This is a genomic window from Kibdelosporangium philippinense, assembly GCF_021390435.2.
GTDB lineage: Bacteria > Actinomycetota > Actinomycetes > Mycobacteriales > Pseudonocardiaceae > Kibdelosporangium > Kibdelosporangium philippinense.
Genome location: NZ_JAJVCN010000003.1, coordinates 98972 through 116210, shown reverse-complemented (window position 1 = coordinate 116210; position 17239 = coordinate 98972). Strand labels below are relative to the sequence as shown.

General features: G+C 67.2%; 12 protein-coding genes. 8 read left to right on the top strand and 4 right to left on the bottom strand.

Annotated elements, in window-relative coordinates; translation table 11 throughout:
• Nucleotides 1-98 precede the first annotated feature (98 nt).
• From LWC34_RS32360 to LWC34_RS32345, 4 genes are all read right to left on the bottom strand, one after another.
• Complete coding sequence (locus LWC34_RS32360; RefSeq protein WP_233729083.1) at nucleotides 99-2657, bottom strand: transglutaminase TgpA family protein; 2559 nt, start codon at nucleotides 2655-2657, stop codon at nucleotides 99-101.
• The gene (locus LWC34_RS32355) at nucleotides 2657-3922 is read right to left on the bottom strand and encodes a DUF58 domain-containing protein (RefSeq protein WP_233729082.1); all 1266 of its coding nucleotides are present in this window, start codon (nucleotides 3920-3922) and stop codon (nucleotides 2657-2659) included. The genes LWC34_RS32360 and LWC34_RS32355 overlap by 1 nt, the downstream gene beginning before the upstream one ends.
• 3 nt (nucleotides 3923-3925) lie before the next feature.
• Entirely contained in the window at nucleotides 3926-5041 is a 1116-nt protein-coding gene (locus tag LWC34_RS32350) for an AAA family ATPase (protein WP_233729081.1), read from the bottom strand.
• Between the two features lie 628 nt (nucleotides 5042-5669).
• Nucleotides 5670-7109, bottom strand: coding sequence for an IS1380 family transposase (locus LWC34_RS32345; protein WP_233729080.1), 1440 nt, complete (start codon nucleotides 7107-7109; stop codon nucleotides 5670-5672).
• Between the two features lie 503 nt (nucleotides 7110-7612).
• Between LWC34_RS32345 and mraZ the strand changes: the two genes are divergently transcribed.
• From mraZ to murD, 8 genes are all read left to right on the top strand, one after another.
• On the top strand, nucleotides 7613-8044 hold the full coding sequence (gene mraZ / locus LWC34_RS32340; protein WP_054297366.1) for a division/cell wall cluster transcriptional repressor MraZ: 432 nt from the start codon (nucleotides 7613-7615) through the stop codon (nucleotides 8042-8044).
• 155 nt (nucleotides 8045-8199) lie between these two features.
• Nucleotides 8200-9159 (top strand): 16S rRNA (cytosine(1402)-N(4))-methyltransferase RsmH, encoded by a 960-nt coding sequence (rsmH, locus tag LWC34_RS32335; protein ID WP_233729079.1) that lies wholly within the window; start codon nucleotides 8200-8202, stop codon nucleotides 9157-9159.
• Nucleotides 9156-9734: a cell division protein FtsL gene (gene ftsL, locus LWC34_RS32330; protein WP_233729078.1), complete on the top strand. Its 579-nt coding sequence runs from the start codon at nucleotides 9156-9158 to the stop codon at nucleotides 9732-9734. The genes rsmH and ftsL overlap by 4 nt, the downstream gene beginning before the upstream one ends.
• Nucleotides 9734-11791: a peptidoglycan D,D-transpeptidase FtsI family protein gene (locus LWC34_RS32325; RefSeq protein ID WP_233729077.1), complete on the top strand. Its 2058-nt coding sequence runs from the start codon at nucleotides 9734-9736 to the stop codon at nucleotides 11789-11791. Before ftsL ends, LWC34_RS32325 begins: the two co-directional genes overlap by 1 nt.
• Before the next feature lie 79 nt (nucleotides 11792-11870).
• Entirely contained in the window at nucleotides 11871-13406 is a 1536-nt protein-coding gene (locus LWC34_RS32320; protein WP_233729076.1) for a UDP-N-acetylmuramoyl-L-alanyl-D-glutamate--2,6-diaminopimelate ligase, read from the top strand.
• Nucleotides 13403-14845, top strand: a complete 1443-nt coding sequence (locus LWC34_RS32315; protein ID WP_233729075.1) for a UDP-N-acetylmuramoyl-tripeptide--D-alanyl-D-alanine ligase — start codon at nucleotides 13403-13405, stop codon at nucleotides 14843-14845. The genes LWC34_RS32320 and LWC34_RS32315 overlap by 4 nt, the downstream gene beginning before the upstream one ends.
• On the top strand, nucleotides 14842-15927 hold the full coding sequence (gene mraY / locus LWC34_RS32310; RefSeq protein WP_233729074.1) for a phospho-N-acetylmuramoyl-pentapeptide-transferase: 1086 nt from the start codon (nucleotides 14842-14844) through the stop codon (nucleotides 15925-15927). The genes LWC34_RS32315 and mraY overlap by 4 nt, the downstream gene beginning before the upstream one ends.
• The gene (gene murD, locus LWC34_RS32305) at nucleotides 15914-17230 is read left to right on the top strand and encodes a UDP-N-acetylmuramoyl-L-alanine--D-glutamate ligase (protein WP_233729073.1); all 1317 of its coding nucleotides are present in this window, start codon (nucleotides 15914-15916) and stop codon (nucleotides 17228-17230) included. The genes mraY and murD overlap by 14 nt, the downstream gene beginning before the upstream one ends.
• The last annotated feature ends 9 nt before the right edge of the window (nucleotides 17231-17239 follow it).

The following is a 17239-nucleotide window of genomic DNA, read 5'->3' as shown; positions in this document are numbered from 1 at the left end:
TACCGACGGGGTACGACAAGTCCGCGTGTCGAAGATCAACTGACCTGAGGTGGTCCACACAAAGTCGGGCCCCTGAGGCGAACTCAGGGGCCCGATTGTCAGGTCGACGGTGCTGCCTCGAAACCCTTCGCGGGCGGATCGTCCGAGCGGCCGCTCTTTCGAGGCTTGCGGGGTTTCATCACCGATCGCGGGAAGAGCTTGGCGCGCAAGGACAGTGGCGCGTTGCGTTTCATACTGTCACGCACTTGTTCGACGGCCTCCGGCAGTTCGGGATCCGGCGCACCTCCTCCGCCGTACCAAGAGCGTTCGAGGATGGTGACCATCTTGCGTAGTCCGTCCTTGCCTGAGTCGTCCAACGAGTGTTCACGGACCAACCGTCGGGCGGTCATGCGGACGGTGTCGGTCGATGGCGCGCTCGCGCCACGGTCCCACGACTCCGCCATCACCTCATCCCACGCTGCCATAGGTGCTTCCGAGGTGCTGCCGTAGACCATCTGGAGGCGATCTCTTCGGCGCCAGTATCTGGTTAGCGCGGGGAAGGTGGATAGGCCGATCAGGAACAGCGGGACGGCTAGCCACCAGCTGACGAGCGCTGCGGCGAATACCGCGGCCAGCAGCCACAGCACTGTAGCTATGGTGGCGAGGATTGTTCTCTGCCGACGTTTTCGGGCAGTGAGGGACGCTCCGGTCAGACCGAGCCCTGCGACACCTAGGCCGGTGAGCAACAGCAGTGACAACACTGTCGCACCGCCTGCCGCGGCCATGCTCGCGTATCCGTTCCACGCCAGTGAGTCCTGTGACTCGGTGACGCCCTGGTCCGGCTGTGACGGGTCGTCGTTTGGGGCCCTGGGGGCCGCGCTGCTTTCCGAGTCCTCTGGGGCCGTGGGGGCGGTGCTGCTCTCGTTGGGCAATGGGCCGGAGGAGGAGCTTCCCTGGGCGTTCATGTACGGCGGGATGTAGCCGCGGCCGTCGGTCAGCGGCGTGGGGTCTACCGTGATCCAGCCATACTGCGGGAAGAAGACCTCGACCCATGCGTGGGCGTCCTGCGTTGAGATCGTTCGGTAGTCTCCTGCCAGGAAACCTGATGTGTAGCCGATCGCCACGCGGGCTGGGATGCCTGCCGCGCGGGTGAGCACCGCCATCGCTGACGCGTACTGCTCGCAGAAGCCCGCCCTGCCGTTGAACAGGAAGTCGACCAACGCGTCTTGGTCGCTTGCCGCCGCCGTCTGCAGTTTGTACGTGAAGTTGTTCTGCGGGCCGAAGTAGTTCTTCAACGCCAGAACTTTGTCCCACTGGTTTGTTTTGTCCGCCGTCAGTTGGCGCGCGAGGTCGGTGACTCGTGGGTCGAGCGGCGGCAACTCCGTGTACTGGGTGCCGACTTGGTTTCCTGCGCTCGGTGACTGGCGCAGCTGCTCGTAGGTTGGCTGGTTCAGGTCGACGAATTCGACGTACGGGCTGAACTTCCGGGGCTTTCGGGTGTAGACCGCGCCGCTCAGTTCGTCGAAGCGAGCATCACCCGGCAGGCCTTCGATCAACCGTGGCGATGGGTAGACCGGCGCCCAGTTGTCCTCCGAGTTGATCGGTTCGATCTCGACTCTCGTCGTCTCGCTACTCGGGCTTCTGCCTGGTTCCAGTGGCAGTTCCGTGTTCAACGGCCTGCCGTTGGGCATGCCTGGCCCGAGGTCCCAGCCTTGGTTCGCGATGTACGTCTTCAACGTCGTCGCCCGCAGGTACTGCCGGTTGTCGGTCAGTCCCCTGATGCGGAACATCTCCTGGTTGCCTTTTTGGTCCAGCATTCCGCGCAGCTTCGTGAACGCCTTCAGCGAGAAGCCGCCGGATGCGAGACCGCCCGCACCAACATTTCCGGGCAGTTGCCCGACCGTGCCGATGGGTGTGAAGACCGCGCCGACGATCAACGCAAGCACGACAGCCACCGATACGAGCGCGACGGGCGCGCTGGCGTTGTTGCCGCCGCTGTTGCCTGACCGCGGTGAATGGCCTCGCCAGACCTGGTGGCGGTGCGTGCCGTCAACGGCGAGGAGCACGGCGTACGAACCGGCGCCGAGCACGAACGACCACCACGGCAGCATGTCGTCGGCGAGCGAGGCTGGGACCGCGTACACGCACAGCAGCACCAGACCGCTGGCGGCGGGCGTGCCTGCGGCGACCGCGAGTGAGTCGACGAGCACCGCGACGAGGCCGATCGCGATGACCACGAGACAGAGGATCGGTGTGGTGGGGTCGACTGGCGGGACGCCTGTCTGCACCACTGTGACCGCGTCGCGTAAGACGTCACCGATCTGGTCGACCGCTTTGGGCCCTGGCAGGAAGCCGAGTACGCCTTCGGTCGTGAACAGCGCGATGACCAGGCACATCAGCGCGAACAGCTGCGCGAGACCGATCAGCAGGATCGGGAAGCGCATCGCGCGCAGGCCGATTCCGGTTCCGGCGACGACGATGATCGCCACGGCCGCGTGGCCGAGCCACACGCTTCCAGCGATCACGCCGGACAGCGCCGTTGACGCGCACAGCGTTGTGATCGCGGCGAAGATCGGGGTGACGTTGTTCGACGGCAGCTCAGGGGCGCGCTGGATCGTGCGCGGCTGGGTTGGCGGTGGGGGAGGCGGCGCTGTTGGCCGGGACGGGGTATAGACCATCAGGACCATCCACTCGCGTGCATCGCGCCACGGCTTTGGCTGGCGCGGCACAGGTTGTTCCAGATCTGGTGCATCGGGACGTCAGGTTTGGCGATGACCGTGCTCCAGCCCGCCGTGTTGAGCAGCGTCGCCGCGCTCTCCGGGTCGGCGGCGGTCGAGTCGCTCTGCGTTGTCCATGCGTGGGTGTCCATCAGGATCGCCAGGCTGCGGCTGGCCCGCGGCCGATAGCGGATCAACTGCTCGACCGACTCCGGGTCGATCGAGCCGAGGATCGCGACCAGTTCCTGGCCTTGGCCGGGGTCGCCCGCGATGGCGATCTCCTTCTGGTGCGACGCCTGCAGCGCGGCGAGCGAGTCGAGCACCAGGAAGTCGCTGTGGATGCCGTCGGCGCTTTCCGGCGCGATCGGCCTGCCGTCCTCGGCGACGAGCCGTACGCGGTGACCGTTGCGCAGCAGGTGCAAGCTGACGCTCGCGGCCATCGAGACGGCCCATTCCATGCTGGCCGTCGGGCCGCTGCCTTTATGGGCGTGCTCACGGTGGTCAAGCAATACGGTCGTGCCGCCGCGCCACGGGCGCTCCTCGACACGGACCATCATCTCGTCGCGGTGCGCGGTCGAGCGCCAGTGCACCTTCCGGAGGTCGTCGCCTTGCCGGTACGGCCGGACGACCGCGTCGTTCTCGCCTTGGCCGGAGGACAACCGGACCGAGCCGTCCTCGCCCGCGCCCATGCCCGATCCGCCCGGCATCCCAATCAGCGGGACGACCCGGGGGACCACGATCAACCGAGTCACCCCGGCGAGCTCACGGTCGAATTCGGACAAACCGAATGGATCGGTTACCTTGGCGCGTAACGGACCTAAGTGCTGAACGCCGCGCATCGTCGGCTCGACGGTGTACCGCAGCTGGATGCCGTTGTTACGCGGCAAGTGCTCGATCACGAACCGTGGCCTACCACCGAGGGTGTACGGCACGCCGTCCTGCAGCAGCAGTCCACCCGTCGGCAACCGTCCGGTGCTCCAGACGTTCAAAGACACCTCGGCACGGCCGCCAACCGGGGTGCGCATCGGGTTGATGTGCCGTTCGGTGTGCAGCCCGACGCGCGACCGTCCGGCCAGGAAGCAAACCAGCAACGGCATCGCGATCACGAAAACAGACACGCGCAGCAGGTCACGTTCGTTCAGCACGAACGAGCAGAGGGCAGCGGCCAGACCGGCGGCCAGCAGGCACCGGCCACGAGTGGTCATGCCCGCCAGTGGACCAGCCATCGTTTACGGCCTGTTCCCTGTGGGCCACTGCGCGGCCGGATCGACGCCCTGCGGGACCGGCACACGCTGCAACAACCCCCGAATCATGTCCGCAGGCGACCGACGCGCAGCCTGAGCCTCCGCGGTGAGCACGAGACGGTGCGCGAGCACAGGCACGGCAACCGCGTGCATGTCGTCCGGCACAACGAAGTCACGGCCGGACAGTGCGGCCTGCGCACGCGCGGCGCGTACGAGGTGCAGCGTCGACCGTGGCGAAGCGCCGAGACGGATCTCCGGCAGCCGACGGGTCGCGGACACAAGGTCGACGGCGTACCGCCGAACCTCGGGCGCGATGTGTACACCGCGCACGGCCTCGACGAGCGTGCGTACCTGCGCGGCGTCCGACACGGGCGTCAGCGTGGACAGCGGGTCGTGGCCCGCGTGCTCGTCCACCATCGCCAGCTCGGCGTTCGGGTCCGGGTAGCCGATCGATACACGCGCGGTGAAGCGGTCGCGCTGCGCCTCTGGCAGGGCGTACGTGCCCTCCATCTCGATCGGGTTCTGGGTCGCGATCACCATGAACGGTGACTCGAGCCGGTATGTGTTGCCGTCCACCGTCACCTGGTGCTCTTCCATGCACTCAAGCAACGCGGACTGGGTTTTCGGCGATGCGCGGTTGATCTCGTCGCCGACCACGATGTTGGAGAACACCGGGCCGGGCCGGAACTCGAAGTTGGTGGTCTGCCGGTTGAAGATCGATACGCCGGTCACGTCGCTCGGCAGCAGGTCGGGGGTGAACTGCAGCCGGGAGACCGAGCAGTCGATCGACTTCGCCAGTGCCTTGGCCAGCGAGGTCTTTCCGACCCCTGGCACGTCCTCGACCAGCAGGTGTCCCTCGGCGAGCAGCGTGACCAGTGCGATCCGCACCACGTCCGGCTTGCCGACCAGCACCCGCTCGACGTTCGCGGCGATGCGCTGGGCTGTGGCATGTACCTCATCGAGCGCCTTACCCGTACTAGCGCGCGGCGTCGGGCTGGGACTCGTCCCATTGGCCTGCTGCAGTGCATAGGGGTCGGACCCAGCACCGTTGCCGCCATATGGGTGCCCAGGCAACGCGGCGGACGGGGTAGAAGACGTCACTCGACCTCCTGATGCTCCTCGGTGGTGCTCTCCCAGATCCCACCGATGCGATGCCAGCTCCTCACTCCCCTGATTGGGCGAACGAGGGCGGCACAGCTTGACACGAGTGGTGTCAAACCAGGGCGAAGTCGCCCGGGGTTGTCATTCTCGATATCAGTATCCGGCAAGACGCCCTCGACGTGCAGGGCAGTTGGCGACAAAGGCCCCACTCCTTCGGCTCCCGTGCCCCCTTTGGACGCGCCCGTTCCGACGAGGTTGCTGCCATTCTGGATGCTCACACGCCGCCAAACGGCGGCACAAGGCAATCGGACAGCAGAAAGACAGGGCTTGGACAGGCAGGATCAAGCCATTCGCCCGAGGCATGTCACCATGACCATGACCATGATCAAAAAGCCGACGGTCGCCGGGTCTGGTATTCCGGGCCCGGTCACCAAAGACGCCCGCGCGAGGGGAACTTTTGGGGCGTTGGACCTGGATTCACCGTTGATCTTGGGTTGTGGTTGTGGTGGTGGGTGGTTGTGGTGGTGGGCTGGTGGTGTGTGGTGTGGTCGTGTGGGAGTTGCTGGTCTGCCCAGCTTTTCCACTGTGGTCTTTCGGGTTGGGCCTGGTCAGGCGGGTGGTTAGGGGTTCAGGCGGGGTGGGGTGGGGCGTGGATGGTGGTGAACAGGTGGGTGAAGTCGGTGGCCCAGGGCCAGTCTTGTGGTAGTCGCAGGGTGATGTGGCGGGCGGTGCGGGTGACGCGGGCGGCGATGGTGATCAACCGGCGGCGCAGGGTGGTCAGCCGTGTTCGGGCGTGGGCAGGGCCGGCCAGGCAGGCGGTGGCGCGCAGGAGGTTGTGGGTCAGGGCGGCCAGGGACAGCCAGGCGGCGTTGGCGGCGAACAGTCCGGACGGGAAGTGGGCCAGCGGGCCGGCCGCGAGTTCGGCGAAGACGTGTTCGATCGCGCCACTGCGTTGGTCGTGCAGACGCCAGGCGGTGGCCGTGTCGAAGCCGGCCGTGTCGGGCTCGGTGGTGTCGGGCTCGGTGGTGGCGGGCCTGGTGGTGGTGGGTGGGAGGTTGGTGAACACCGCGTGGTAGCGCCAGGCTGGGAACAACTCGCCCTGCTCGTCGCGGGTGGTGATCCGGGTCCGGCGGACCAGTAGCCGGGCGGTGGTTTTCTGGCCGGGATTGACGGTCGGGTTGGTGAACGCGGTATGGCTGGTCTCGGCGATCTGGGCGGTGTGGATCAGTTGCCCGGTGTGCGGGTCGAGGACCGGGTCGCGGTAGGTGTGCTGCTGCCAGGCGTGCTCGGTGATCGCGTCGATCGCCTCCCGGATCGCGGAATGTTGTGGGGCGGTGATGGAGAACCAGGCCCCTTCCCGCGCCAGCATCGTGATCAATTCCCCGACATAGAACCCGGAATCGCCGCGTACCAGCAGCGGCCCGGTGGCGCCCGCGGCGCGGGCGGTGCCCAGCGCGCGGCGGGCCAGCGAGCTCACCGCGCGGCGGGTATCGGCGTTGCCGCCCCGTAACCGGGTCGCCACGATCACCGGCCTGCCCGCCGCTGTGGTCAGGGTCGCGGCCAGCGTGTTCAACCCCAACACCCCGGTATAGCCGAACGCGGCCCCGTCTTTGCCCCGCCCGTAGACCTGGCTGATTTTCGAGTCCAGATCCAGCAACCCCAACCGGTCGGCCCCCGCCAGCAGCGGCGTCAGCTCCGCCAAGCGGGCCAGCAGCCGGGCGGAGAGTTTCTCCAGCTGAGCGACATGACCCATGCTGAACCAGCGCAGAAACGTGCCCACAGTGGACGGTGCGCGGATCCCGGTGAACAACCCCGCCATCCCACCATGCCGCAGCACATCCAGATCACTGATCGAGTCCGCGCCCGCGGCCATCCCGGCCACGATCGAGCTGATCTTCGCGCCCGCGTTCGCCCCCACCGAACCACCCAGCCGGACCAGCTCACCGGCCAGATCCGACAACCCCGCGTCCTCGGCCAGCCGCATCACCGCCACCAGGCCCGCGTGCGACACCAATCCCGGATCGTCGAACCTCACCGACACCGCGCCACGCGTATGCGATGCTTTCACTCAGCAGATGCCCTCTCACTCGGACCGATATGTTTCTGTCACAAGAACAATCGTCCCAAGTCAGAGGGCATCTGCCCGTTCACGACACGACCAACCCGCCAAGATCTTCGGTGAATCCAGGTTGAACGCCGTGAAGGTGACCTTCACGGCACAACAAAAGCCGACGATCACCGTCAGTCATCACCCGAACCGGCACGAGTCGGCTGGGTCCGCCTGGCCCTCCCCACATTCACCCACCGGACCGGCCAAGTGGCCCGCGAATGCCCACTGTGGACATCTGAACACCTTCTGAACAGCGAATAAGCATCCCTGTACCGAGGGAGGGGGCCACTGCGGCCCCACCTGGCCCCCACCTGCGTCACCTGCGAAAACGCGTCCTTCGACCGGGTAATCCGAGTCAGATCCGCGTTGACTGTGGTGAAAAGTGGGGTACTGTGGCCGCAAGTGGGGCAGAAGGGTGTCCCATGGCCGGTCCGCAGGGCTGGTGGGGAGGTGGTGGACCGATGTTCCTCGGTACACACACCCCGAAACTGGACGACAAGGGGAGGCTGACGCTGCCGGCGAAGTTCCGCGACGCCCTCGCGGGGGGCTTGATGGTCACGAAGGGTCAGGATCACTGTCTCTACGTCTTCCCCCGTGCGGAGTTCGAGGAAATGGCCCGGAAGGTCGCCGCCGCCCCGCTGACGAACGAGGCGGTTCGTGCCTACCAGCGGTACCTGTTCGCCGGAACGGACGAGCAGCGGCCCGATGGCCAGGGACGGATCGCGATCGCGCCTGAGCTGCGGCGGTACGCCAAGCTGACCAAGGAGTGCGTGGTGATCGGCGCGATCACCCGGCTGGAGATCTGGGACGCCCAGGCCTGGCAGGCATATCTGGACGAGCACGAGGACAGCTACGCGCAGGCGCGGGAGGAGGTACTGCCCGGATTCTTCTAGGCAGATCGCGGGATGCCGTGAGGCCTCGGCCCGGTGGCGATCGACCCTGGCGCACCTTCCCCGGCGCCAGGTTCGCTTCTCCGGGCTGGGACCTGACGGCATCTGTTTTCTCGCCGGACGAATCACGAGCAGTACCTGCAGAGGGGTCGAGAACCATGACGCGCGAGAATCCGCGGCACGTACCCGTGCTGCTGGAGCGGGTCCTCGCGTTGCTCGCCCCGGCGCTGGCTGAACCACAAGCGGTCCTCGTGGACTGCACCCTCGGCCTCGGTGGCCACTCGGAAGCCCTGCTCCAAGCGCATCCCCAGGTCACATTGGTCGGGCTGGACCGCGACCCCAACGCGCTCGCCCTCTCCCGTGAGCGCCTCGCGCCGTACAAAGACCGAGTCCACCTGGTCCATGCCGTGTACGACGAGTTGCCGGACGTGCTCGATGAGCTCGGCATGGCGACCGTGGAAGGTGTGCTGTTCGACCTCGGGGTGTCGTCGATGCAGCTCGACGAGGCCGACCGGGGCTTCGCGTACGCCAAGGACGCCCCGCTGGACATGCGGATGGACCAGAGCACCGGGATCACCGCGGCGGACGTGCTGAACACCTACGACGTGCCTGACCTCGCCCGGATCCTGCGGGACTACGGCGAGGAACGGTTCGCCGGGAAGATCGCCAAAGCTGTTGCGGCGGAACGGCAACGCGAGCCGTTCAGCAACAGCGAACGCCTCGTGCAGCTGCTCTACAACGCCGTGCCCGCGGCGAGCCGCAGGACGGGCGGGCACCCGGCGAAGCGCACGTTCCAGGCACTGCGGATCGAGGTCAACGGCGAGCTCGAAGTCCTGCGCCGGGCGATGCCCGCGGCGCTGTCGCGGCTGAGCGTCGGCGGCCGGATCGTCGTGGAGTCCTACCAGTCACTGGAGGACCGGCTGGTCAAGCGTGCGTTCGCGGAGCTGGCCAAATCGACCACACCGGAGGGCCTGCCGGTCGAACTACCAGGCCACGGACCGCAGATCCGGCTGCTCACCAGGGGAGCCGAGCAGGCCGACGAGGCGGAGACGGAATACAACCCACGCGCGGCACCAGTACGGCTGCGGGCGGCGGAACGGATCAGGGAGGCGTCATGACCGCACCGGCAAGGGTAGGCGGGTCATCCTCGCGCGGCCGCTCGTCGCAGTCACGTCGTAAGGCTGACGCGGAAGCCACCACAGCAACGCCGGAGACGACCGAAGCGCCAACACGGACGCAACGCCGCCCGCGCACCGCCGCGGCGGAGAAGGCGTACGCACGCCGCGCCCAGCGCGAAGGCCGCACAGGCGAGCCAGTCCAACGGAGGCCGCGGCCGCCGCGGCCGAAGAACGAGCGCGGCAGCGCGTCGCGGGCTTCGTTCGTCATGCTCATCATGGGTTTGCTCGTCGTTGGCGTGATCAGCACGCTCTGGCTGTCCACACAGGCCATTGCCGACTCGTATCGTCTTGACCAGGCCAAGAAAGCGGCGACCGAACTGGCCGAGCGGGTCGAGATGCTGCAGCAGGACGTGACCAGTCTCGAGTCCGCGGCCACGCTCGCGGACATGGCGCGCAAGCTGGGCATGGTCCCGGCGGGTGACCCGTCCCGGCTGGTCGTCGGGCCGGACGGCAAGGTGAGCGTGATCGGTGATCCCAAGCCGGTGACCGCGCCGCCCGCTGGAGGCACCGGCTGATGGAAAGAGACGAGTGGATCCCGCCGTCGGTTCGCAAGCAGCAGCAGAGCTACCCGAAACGCAAGCCACCCCAAGGCAAATCGGCCCAGAGCAAATGGACTCAAGGTAAGTCTTCACAGGGCAAGGCGAGTTCGAAGGGTAAGCCACCGACGAACCACCGGCCGTCCGCGAAACCGGCGCGCCCGCCTGCCCGTAAGCCACCGGCGAAGCGGGCGCCGATGCTGCGGCGCAAGCGCGTGGCCTCCAATCCACGGCTGCGCATCGTCACCGTCCGGTTCGTGCTGATCGCCGCGTTGATCGCGGCGGGTGTGCGGCTGGTCCAGGTACAGGGGCTCGAGGCTGAGGCGTTGACCACGCGCGCCAACAAGCAGCGCGCGACCACCATTCCTATTCCGGCGAAACGCGGCGACATCATCGACCGCAACGGGATGAAGCTCGCGTTCAGCGTGGAGACCCGCGCGCTGGCGTGGTCGCCACAGGTGGTGCGCAAGGACTACGAGAAGAACAAGATCGACTATGACACCCGGGTCAAGGAGATCGCGGCGAAGATCAAGGCCGTTCTCGGTGACAAGGTCGACGAGAACGAACTGCTGACCAAGATGATGTCGGACAAGTACAGCACGCTGGCCCGTGACGTGCTGCCCGCGCAGGAACGGCAGATCCGCAAGCAGTACCGGGAAGTCATCTCCGAGACGCAGTCCCGCCGCGACTACCCGGGCGGCACGGTGGCGTCCAACATCCTCGGCTACGCGAACTGGCGGTCCGACGACAAGGATCCCGCCAAGCACAACGTGCACGGCCTGTTCGGGATGGAGAACGACCGGGACGCCGAACTGGCCGGTGAACCGGGCAGACAGACTGTCGACACCGCGGAAGGCGCGGACGGTGTGGTCATCCCCGGCACGGAACGCAATGTGCAGCAAGCGAAAGACGGCTCGGACATCGAGCTGACCATCGACGCTGACGTCCAGTACGACGTCCAGCAGAAGCTGGCCGCCTATGTCGCCGCGCAGGGCGCGAAAGGCGGGTCCGTCATCGTGATGGACGCGCATACCAGCGAGGTGTACGCGCTGGCCAACGACAAGAGCTTCGACCCGGCGAACCCCAAGGGTCCCAACGGGTACGGCAACCCGCAGGCCACCGGCAACCCGGCGGTGACGACGCCGTACGAGCCCGGCTCGGTGAACAAGATCGTGACCGCGGCGGCCGCGATCGAGGACGGCCTCACCAAACCCGAGGACACTCAACGGGTACTGGACACTCACAAGGTCGCCGACCGGACTATCAAGGACGGCTGGGACCACGGCCCGCTGAACATGACGACGACCGGCATCTTCGCCAAGTCGTCCAACGTCGGCACGCTGATGCTGGCCGAGCGGGTCGGCCAGGACCGGTATGCCGAGATGCTCAAGAAGTTCGGCCTCGGCCAGCGGACCGGCATCGGCCTGCCCGGTGAGAGCCCCGGGTCGGTACCCGAGCGCAAACAGTGGTCCGGCTCGACGTTCGGCAACCTGCCGATCGGCCAAGGCCTTTCGATGACCGTGCTGCAGATGGCCGGGACGTACCAGACCATCGCCAACAACGGCGTACGCGTGCCGCCCCGGATCATCAAGTCCACAATCGACCGGGACGGCACCAGGCACGTCGAGCCACGCCCGGAAGGGATCCGGGTGGTCAGCGAGCAGACTGCGATCACGGTCCGGAACATGTTCCGCGCGACCATGCAGAAGGCGCCGGGCAACCAGACCGGCACTGGCGTCCCCGCGGCCCTCAACGGCTTCCAGATCTCCGGCAAGACCGGCACCGGGCAACAGATCGACCCGCTGACGGGCAAATACAGTGAATCGCTTCACACGATCACGTTCGCCGGCATCCTGCCCGCGGACAGCCCGAGGTTCGTTGTCGGCATCCTGATCGACCGGCCCGACTATTTCGGGGCACCGAACGGCAAGACGGCCGCGCCACTGTTCCACGACATCGCGTCCTACCTGGCACAGCGCTTCAACTTGCCGTTGTCGCCGGAACCGTCCCCGGTCGTGCCGCTGACGGTGGGTTGACCGCCTACCACGCCTGTACGCGGGGCAAGATCGAGCACCGCCGGGTGACGGCCGAACGAGCGAAGGTAGCCTCTCGCGCGTGCCCGCGAAGCTCGAGGGCAAGGCTGTGAACGCGCCGCCCCGCCCTGCCAAAACAGAACCCGTCCCATTGACCACCCTGGTGGCCCGTGCGGACGCGCACCCAGCCCATGGCGATCTGGATGGGATGGTCACTGGCGCCACCTTGCGTGCCCAACATGCCCAGCCCGGCGACCTGTTCGCCGCGTTGCCGGGTGCCCGCGTGCACGGAGCGCAGTTCGCCCGTGACGCGGTGGCCGCTGGCGCCGTCGCGGTCCTCACCGACCACGCGGGTGCGGACCAGTTGGCGGATCTGGACGTTCCGGTCCTTGTCCACAAAGACCCACGTGGCGTGCTCGGATCGATCGCCGCATGGATTTACGGCGAGCCGTCGCTGCGCCTGTCCGTGCTCGGTGTGACGGGGACGTCCGGCAAGACCACGACTACTTACATGCTCGACGCTGGCCTGCGCGCCGCCGGGCACACGACCGGCCTTGTCGGCACCGTCGAGACCCGGATCGCCGGTGAACGCCTGGCCAGTGCGTTCACCACGCCCGAAGCACCCGATCTGCAGGCGTTGTTCGCGGTGATGGCGGAACGAGGCGTCACGCACGTGCCGATTGAGGTCTCCAGCCACGCCTTGTCGCTCGGCAGGGTCGGCGGAACCCGGTTCTCGGTCGGTGCCTTCACCAATCTTTCCCAGGACCACCTGGATTTCCATCAGGACATGGACGACTACTTCAACGCCAAGGCGTTGTTGTTCGACGGCCGGTCCACCAAGGAAGTGGTCAACACCGACGGCGAGTGGGGCGCGCGCCTGGTCAAGGCGGACACAATTACTGTGAGCACCGAGCACAGCGCTGATAGGACTGCCCAGTGGACCGCCTCGGGCATCACGTCCTCGATCGACGGTGAGCAGACGTTCACCGTGCACGGCCCAGATGTTCAGTTCCTGGTGACGCTGCCGATGCCCGGCACGTTCAACGTCGCCAACGCGTTGCTGGCCGCCGCGTGCCTGACCGTCATCGGAGTCGAGCCGGACGCGATCGCCAGGGGACTGAACGAGGTTCAGGTTCCTGGCCGGATGGAACGTGTCGCTTTGGGGCAGCCGTTCACGGCCGTCGTCGACTACTCGCACAAGCCCGCCGCAGTCGCGCTCGCGTTGGACGCGATCCGCGCGCGGACAACGGGCCGTGTGATCACGGTCCTGGGTTGTGGTGGCGACCGTGACGCGGCCAAGCGGCCGTTGATGGGCCACGAGGCCGCGGTCCGCAGCGAGCTGTTGATCGTGACTGACGACAACCCGCGTAGCGAGGACCCGGCCGAGATACGTAAGGCGATGATCGCCGGGGCCATGGCCACTGAGGGCCGTGGTGACGTGCGCGAGATCGGTGACCGGCGTGCGGCCATCGCCGCCGCGGTTGCCGAGGCCCAGCCCGGTGACGCGGTCGTGATCGCGGGCAAGGGCCACGAGACCGGCCAGGAGATCGCCGGCATCGTGCATCCGTTCTCCGACCGGGACGAGCTCTCGGCCGCGATCCGTGAGGTGACCCTGTGATCCCATTGACCGCCGGACAGATCGCCGAGGCGGTCGGCGGCAGGCTGCACAACGTCGAGCCCGACGTGGTCGTGACCGGCACGGTCGAGTTCGACTCCCGCGAGGTCAGGCCGGACGGCCTGTTCGTGGCACTGCCGGGAGTGAAGGTCGACGGCCACGACTTCGCCAAGTCCTCAGGGGCTCGGCTGACCCTCGCGGCCCGCGAGATCGACGCGCCCGCGGTGATCGTTCCTCCGGTGACCGAGGCGAACCACGGCTCGTTCGCGCTGATCGGCGACAAGGACGGTTCTGGTGCCGCGGTCCTTGCCGGTTTGGCCGCTCTCGCCCGTTATGTCGTCGACCGCTTGCCTGGTCTGACGATCGTCGGGGTGACCGGTTCGTCCGGCAAGACCTCGACCAAGGACCTGATCGCTCAGCTCGTCAAGCCGATGGGGCCGACGGTCGCGCCGCCGGGCTCGTTCAACAGCGAACTCGGCCACCCGTGGACGGTGTTGCGGGCCGATGAGCAGACCAAGTACCTCGTGCTCGAACTGTCCGCCCGCGGCATGGGCCACATCCGTGAGCTGACCGAGGTAGCGCCGCCGAAGATCGGCGCGGTGATCAACGTTGGCACCGCGCACGTCGGCGCCTACGCCTCCCGTGAGGACATCGCGAAGGCCAAGGGCGAACTCGCCGAGGCGCTGCCGGAGGACGGCGTCGCCGTGCTCAACGCGGACGACCCGCTGGTGCGGGCGATGGCGTCCCGGACGAAGGCCCGGGTCGTGCTGGTCGGCGAGAGCGCCGACGCGCAGATCCGCGCCGCGAACATCGTGCTGGACGCCGAGGCGCGCGCGAGCTTCCAGCTCGTGACGCCGCAGGGCAACGCCGACGTCAAGCTGACGCTGCACGGCGAGCACCACGTGGGCAACGCGCTGTCGGCGGCCGCGGTCGCGCTGGAACTCGGTGCGACGGTCGACGAGGTGGCCGAGCGGCTCTCACAGGCACAGCGCATGTCCGCGCGCCGGATGGAGGTCACCACCCGGGCGGACGGCGTCACGTTCGTCAACGACTCGTACAACGCCAACCCGGAATCGGTCCGGGCCGCGCTGAAGAGCATCGTCGAGATCGCCAGGCAGGGAAACCGCCGCACCTGGGCGGTGCTGGGAACAATGGCCGACCTCGGCGCCGAGCACGTCAACGCGCACGACGGGATCGGCAGGCTCGCGGTCCGGCTGGACATCAATCGGCTTGTGGTGGTGGGAGAAGACGCACGGGCTATGCACCAGGGCGCCCACCTCGAAGGCTCATGGGGAGAGGAATCCGTGCTGGTGCCGGACGTCGACGCGGCGATCGCGCTGCTTCGAACCGAACTACGACCTGGTGACGTGGTACTCGTCAAGGCCTCGAAATCCGCGGCCTTGTGGCGAGTCGCCGATGCCCTCCTGGAGGACAGTAAGTGATCGGCATCGGTATCGCCGGCGCGATCGCGCTGGTGATCTCCATCCTGTTCACGCCCTACCTGATCAAGCTGTTCTCACGGCAGGGCTTCGGGCAGGAGATCCGCGAGGAAGGCCCGCAGGGCCACAAGTCCAAGCGCGGCACCCCGACCATGGGCGGTGTGGCGATCATGGTCGCCATGTGGGTCGGCTACCTCGGCTCGTACGGCGTGAACATGCTGATGGGCCGGGACGAGTCGCCGACCGCGTCCGGCTGGTTGGTGATGATGCTGACCACCGGCCTCGGCCTGGTCGGCTTCCTCGACGACTTCATCAAGATCCGCAAGCAGCGCAACCTCGGCTTGAACAAGACGGCCAAGCTGGTCGGCCAGCTGGTCGTCGGTATCACGTTCGCCATCCTGGCGCTGCGGTTCGTCGACGAGAACGGCCTGTCGCCCGCCTCGCCGAACCTGTCCTTCATCAGGGACATCTCGTTCATCTCGTTCGGCACGGTCGGCTTCGTGGTGTTCTGCTACGGCATCATCGGCGCCTGGTCGAACGCGGTGAACTTCACCGACGGCCTCGACGGCCTGGCCGGTGGCTCCGCGGCCATGGTGTTCGGTACGTACGTGGTCATCTGCTTCTGGCAGCTGCGTAACGACTGCTCCGCGGTGCTCGGCCCGGCCTGCTACGAGACCCGCGACCCGCTCGACCTCGCGATCGTCGCCGCCGCGGCGATGGGCGCGTGTATCGGCTTCCTGTGGTGGAACGCCGCACCGGCCAAGATCTTCATGGGTGACACCGGCTCGCTGGCACTGGGTGGCCTTGTCGCCGGTTTGTCCATGATGACCCGCACCGAGCTGCTGATGATCGTGATCGGTGGCATCTTCGTAGTGGAGATGCTTTCGGTGATCGTGCAGATCGGGGTCTTCCAGATGACCAAGAAACGGGTGTTCCGGATGGCACCCTTCCACCACCACTTCGAGCTCGCCGGGTGGGCGGAGACCACGGTGATCATCCGGTTCTGGCTGCTCGGCGGCGTCTGTGCGATGTTCGGGCTCGGCCTGTTCTACAGCGAATGGCTGGCGGCAAGTGGCGCGGGCTGATCTCGTCGGGCGCAACGTCCTGGTCATCGGCGGCGGCGTGACCGGGCGCTCGGTCGTGGCCGCGCTGGTGGACCTCGGCGTCAGCGTCACCATCACCGGCGGTACGCCCGAGTCCTTGCGGGAGTTCGGTGACCTCGCGCGGCCAGGCCTGACGGCCCCGCCCGAGGGCACGGACCTGGTGGTGACCACGCCAGGCTGGAAGCCGGACAGTCCGTTGCACAAGGCCGTGGCCGACGCGGGCATCGAGATCATCGGTGATGTCGAGCTGGCCAGGTGGTTGTCGTCCGGTCAGACCTGGCTCGCGTTGACCGGCACGGACGGCAAGACCACCACGGTCACGATGCTGGAGTCGATGCTGCTCGCGGCCGGGGTGAAGGCCGTGGCCTGCGGGAACATCGGTCTGCCGGTGCTCGACGCGGTCCGTGCGGGCTACGAGGTGCTGGCGGTCGAGCTGTCCAGCTACCAGCTGCACTGGCTGGAGTCCCTCGATGTGGACGCGGCCGTTGTGCTCAACGTGGCCGAGGACCACATCGACTGGCACGGCTCGATGGAGGCGTACGCGGCCGACAAAGCCAAGATCTACCGGGGCGCGAAAACCCGGATCTTCAACGCCGACGATGAATGGTCGGTCCGGCTGTCCGGGGGCGTCGGCGAAGGCTTCACGGTCGGAGAGCCTGGTCCGAACCGGTTCGGCGTGACCGACGGCTGGCTCGTGGACGGCGACACCCAGTTGTGCCGCGTCGACGAGGTTCAGCCGCCTGGCCTGCACAACGTCAGCAACGCGCTCGCCGCAGCCGCGCTGGCCAGGGCGTACGGCATCAGCCCTGAAGCGATCCGCGAAGGCCTGCGTAGCTACCAACCCCAGCCGCACCGGGTCCAACTGGTCGGCCAGATCGACGGAATTCCGTTCATCAACGACTCCAAGGCCACCAACACCCATGCCGCGGCCGGGTCTTTGATGGCCTACGAGCACATCGTGTGGATCGCAGGCGGCGAACTGCACGGCGCCGAGGTCGACGTCCTTGTCGCCAGCGTGGCCGACCGCCTACGCGGAGTCGTGCTCATGGGCGTTGATCAGGAGGTTTTCGCACAAGCTGTGGAGCGACACGCCCCCGAGGTCCCCATCACGAGGTTGGATTCACGAGACCATGGGGCCATGACTGCAGCGGTACGCGCGGCCCGCGCACTGGCATGCCCTGGTGATGTCGTCCTGCTCGCGCCCGCTGCGAAGTCGTTCGACATGTTCGAGGGCTACGTGCACCGCGGCGAGGTGTTCACGAAGGCAGTCCAGGCGTCGGCGTGACAGGGAGGC